This is a genomic window from Limosilactobacillus vaginalis DSM 5837 = ATCC 49540 (genome assembly GCF_000159435.1).
Lineage (GTDB): Bacteria > Bacillota > Bacilli > Lactobacillales > Lactobacillaceae > Limosilactobacillus > Limosilactobacillus vaginalis.
In genome coordinates this window covers 11,161-14,569 of sequence record NZ_GG693414.1, presented here as the reverse complement: position 1 = coordinate 14,569, position 3,409 = coordinate 11,161, and the positions used below count along the sequence as shown (strand labels likewise).

Here is a 3,409-nt window from a genome sequence, read left to right as displayed (position 1 = left end):
AACTACCACCTGATTCACGGGCAGCAATCCATGCCTTAGCGGCGGCATCGTTACCGGATACGCTTGATGTGTAGTTGATGTAACTTGCAGCATTGCTTGCTGAAGTTGTTGCAGTTGCAGTTTGTGCAGCTGAGTTGTTAGTAGTAGCTGCAGAACTAGTTTGATTGTTTTGAGTTGTGGTGTTTGCTGATGGTAAAGTTTCAACTTGTTGTTGAGTAGCAGGTGCAACTTCACCGTCATCCTTGATTACTAACTTTTGACCAACGTAAATCAGGTTCTTGTTAGCAATGTTGTTGTTTGAGGCCAAAGTATCAACGAAAGTTAAATCATGACCCAGCTTGTAAGAAATCCCAGAAAGGGTATCGCCTGATTGAACAGTGTAAATGCTGTCGGCGCTAGCGGTGGTTGCAGTAGCTACAGTACCTAAAGCAACGGCACCGGCAATGGCTGCTGTAATCTTAGCTGCTTTCTTAGATAACTTCATAAAAAAATCAATCCATCCTTTTCTCTTGTAAGTTTGTAAGTAATATGATGTTAATTGTTTTGGAAATTGATGTTTTACATATCATCAACGCTTATATACTATACAGATTCAGCGTTACGGATGGGTTACCACGATTTTTCAAATTCCGCTATTTTTGTAATTTTTTGTAACAAATATGCATCTTTTTCTTATATATTCATTTTACTGGTAGAGCTATTTGCTGATATATCAGCGTTCTTCGGTTATCCTAAAATTTTCCTTCGCTAATTTGGAAATCAACCAAATGTTCTATTATTTTACCCATTTTTAATTTAAAATCCCGATTTTAAGCTAAAAAAAGCCCCATAACACGCGAATGTTACAGGACTATTGCAAAGATTGACGTCTTTGTAATTTGAATTTAGTTGTTCATTAGTACATCAAGCAATTCAGAAGCTGATTCCTTCAATGCATCCTTAGACTTGTCATTTCCAAGGTGAGTGAAGATTTCACCAACATAAACTCCCTTATTAAATAATTCAGTGAAGACCTTGTCAATAATTGGCTTTGTCTTTTCTTGTTCTTGAACAGGACCAAATGGGTTAGCAAAGAATGTCTTACTCATTCCAACTTCATCAGTTGTTCCCAAGGCCTTCCGCTGACCGGCAATAAAGACTTTTTCAGCTTCTTCCTTAGTGTCAAAGCGGTGAATTCCAACTTGATCGCTATAGTTGTTAGCATACAACCACATATCAATGTGGTGGTGCTTAACAACATTTTGATAAGTATCAGCTGGAATAATAACCCGGGCATTCTTCCGTTCTGGGTTCAAGTATACCCCACGGTCCATGTTGTTAAATGCAACCGCACTGCTCAAGTCGTCAAGACGAACAAAGGCACCAGTTTCTGTACCCTGTGCATAGATGTGACCATCATCAGTCAAGGTAAAGCTTCCCATATCATCAAAAATGGTTTCCATGCTGACAATCTTATCATCGGCCAATTCTTGTAAGGCTTCAATTGATTCGGACTTTCCGGCACCTGAATCACCAAAGAAGACAACGTTCTTTTCCTTACCATTAGTGAACTTGATCTTCAACATTGAGCCGTGAATTGGCAAACGACCATTGTAAATTTGGTGAAGGTTATGAACGGTCAAGCACATCTTCTTCATGTAACCAAAGTAAGTGGTCTTATCAGTGTATGGTACTTCACCAACCCAAATATCGTTCTTCTCATCGTGGTAATAGTGTGAAACCATTCCTTCAGTCTTCTCAAGGCCAAAGAGAACAACAAGATCTGGCTTTTGTCCCTCGACTTCTTCAGGTGATGCTAGTTCAAACAAGTTTGAAAGAGCAATTCCATTTACTAAGTAATCAACGTTAAAGTAGATGAAGGCAAGGCTTTCACCAATCTTAGCTGGGTAACAGAACCACTTACCCCGTTCACCATGGAAACGATCGATCGGGTTCTCTTCTACAGCTGAGAAGACTCCTTCCCGCTTGTTACTCTTAGTATGCATCATCATTGGTGGTCGGAGCATTACGGTATTGATGAAATCAATGTCACGCAGTTCTTCATAACCAGCAGGAATCTTCCAATCATGTTGTTGAACTAAGATAGTAGCATTGGTTGCCGCATTAACTTGCCGGTATGTCCGGTTTTCAAAGCCTTGAAGCTTTTCTTCAAGAATCCGGTAAAGCTTCCGTACCAAATCATTAAATTGGGTATCAATAGTCCGAAATTCGTTGCCAACAATTTTATTATCATTGTAACTAATAACAGAAACCCGCAATAATGAACGATAGTATGAGTACAATTCTTCGACACTAGCTAAAATATCTTTAGGATCATATTCATCAAAGGCACTATCATCGTCAAAAAGGATCTTCTTTAATACATCGATAAATTTATCAACACTGGCATTATCAAAGGCATCATCATCGTTATCAGGATTTCGTGAATCCAAGTATAATTTAACGATTTGCTTTACTTCATCACTATTTACTAATGAAGGAATATCAGTGAAGTAGTTTTGACTGTAATTTAGGGTTGCTACTCCACGTTCAGGGTTTACATATAGTGACTTAGTATCAATAATCTGACTGTCTTTTGACATTAATCTCATCCTTTCATCTCCGTAGTGTCTCCATTATAGTATATTTTTAAGAGAGAGATGAAAAAAATATTAACAAAATTTCATTTATTTGCAGAAAATACCAATTTTTATTAAAGAAAACGGTTTCTTAACTATGCTAAAATAAACTATAAGTAAATATTTTTAAGGAGAGCCATAAATAATGAAAATAAATTGTAATGAAACTCTTGCGGTCTCCCTGCACCGTGTTTTTAATGCCGACCTCAATGAACACGGGACCGTTTTTGGCGGGCGAATTTTAGAGTTAGTGGACGGCGAGGCCTCTGTTGCCGCAATGCGTGTCACCCGCTCAACCGTCGTGACAGCCGCCATGGACCATGTTCAATTTCTTAAGCCATTCCACCTTCAAGACTCAATGTGCATGGAAGCCTACGTTACAGGTGTTGGGCATAGGTCATTAGAAGTCTTCGTCAAAGTCATTGGTGAACACTTAATGACTGGTGAACGCTTTGTCGGTTTTTCTTGCTTCATGACTTACGTAATCCAAGATCCCCAAAAATCAATCAAGTATGACCAAGTAATTCCACAAACAGCAGAACAAAAGGCCATGGTAGCTGGCTATGCAACCCGTCGTCAGCATCGAAAAGAAAATCGCCAAAAGCAAGCAGCAATTATCAACTCAATTAGTAAAGATAAGCCATGGGAAAACTAACCTAATAACGGCTTCTCAACTCTCATAATAATTTGAAAGTTGAGAAGCCGTTTAATATTTATTTGACTATTTTAACCGCTGTCCCGTACGCTGTAACCATTGAAGAAGTGGACTCAAAACGCATCGCTACTACTAC

The 3,409-nt window shown here is 38.8% G+C and carries 3 protein-coding genes; 1 reads left to right on the top strand and 2 read right to left on the bottom strand.

Features of this window, described 5'->3' with window-relative positions:
- Positions 1-484: LysM peptidoglycan-binding domain-containing protein (locus tag HMPREF0549_RS05185; RefSeq protein ID WP_003717211.1), on the bottom strand; the 484-nt coding region annotated here is incomplete at its 3' end.
- 400 nt (positions 485-884) lie between these two features.
- Positions 885-2,582, bottom strand: a complete 1,698-nt coding sequence (locus HMPREF0549_RS05180) for a hypothetical protein (RefSeq protein ID WP_003717210.1) — start codon at positions 2,580-2,582, stop codon at positions 885-887.
- A 178-nt stretch (positions 2,583-2,760) separates the two neighbouring features.
- Here HMPREF0549_RS05180 and HMPREF0549_RS05175 point away from each other — a divergent pair, with 178 nt between their 5' ends.
- Positions 2,761-3,273 carry an acyl-CoA thioesterase gene (locus tag HMPREF0549_RS05175; RefSeq protein WP_040531340.1) on the top strand — a complete coding sequence of 171 codons (513 nt, stop codon included), beginning with the start codon at positions 2,761-2,763 and terminating at the stop codon, positions 3,271-3,273.
- The last annotated feature ends 136 nt before the right edge of the window (positions 3,274-3,409 follow it).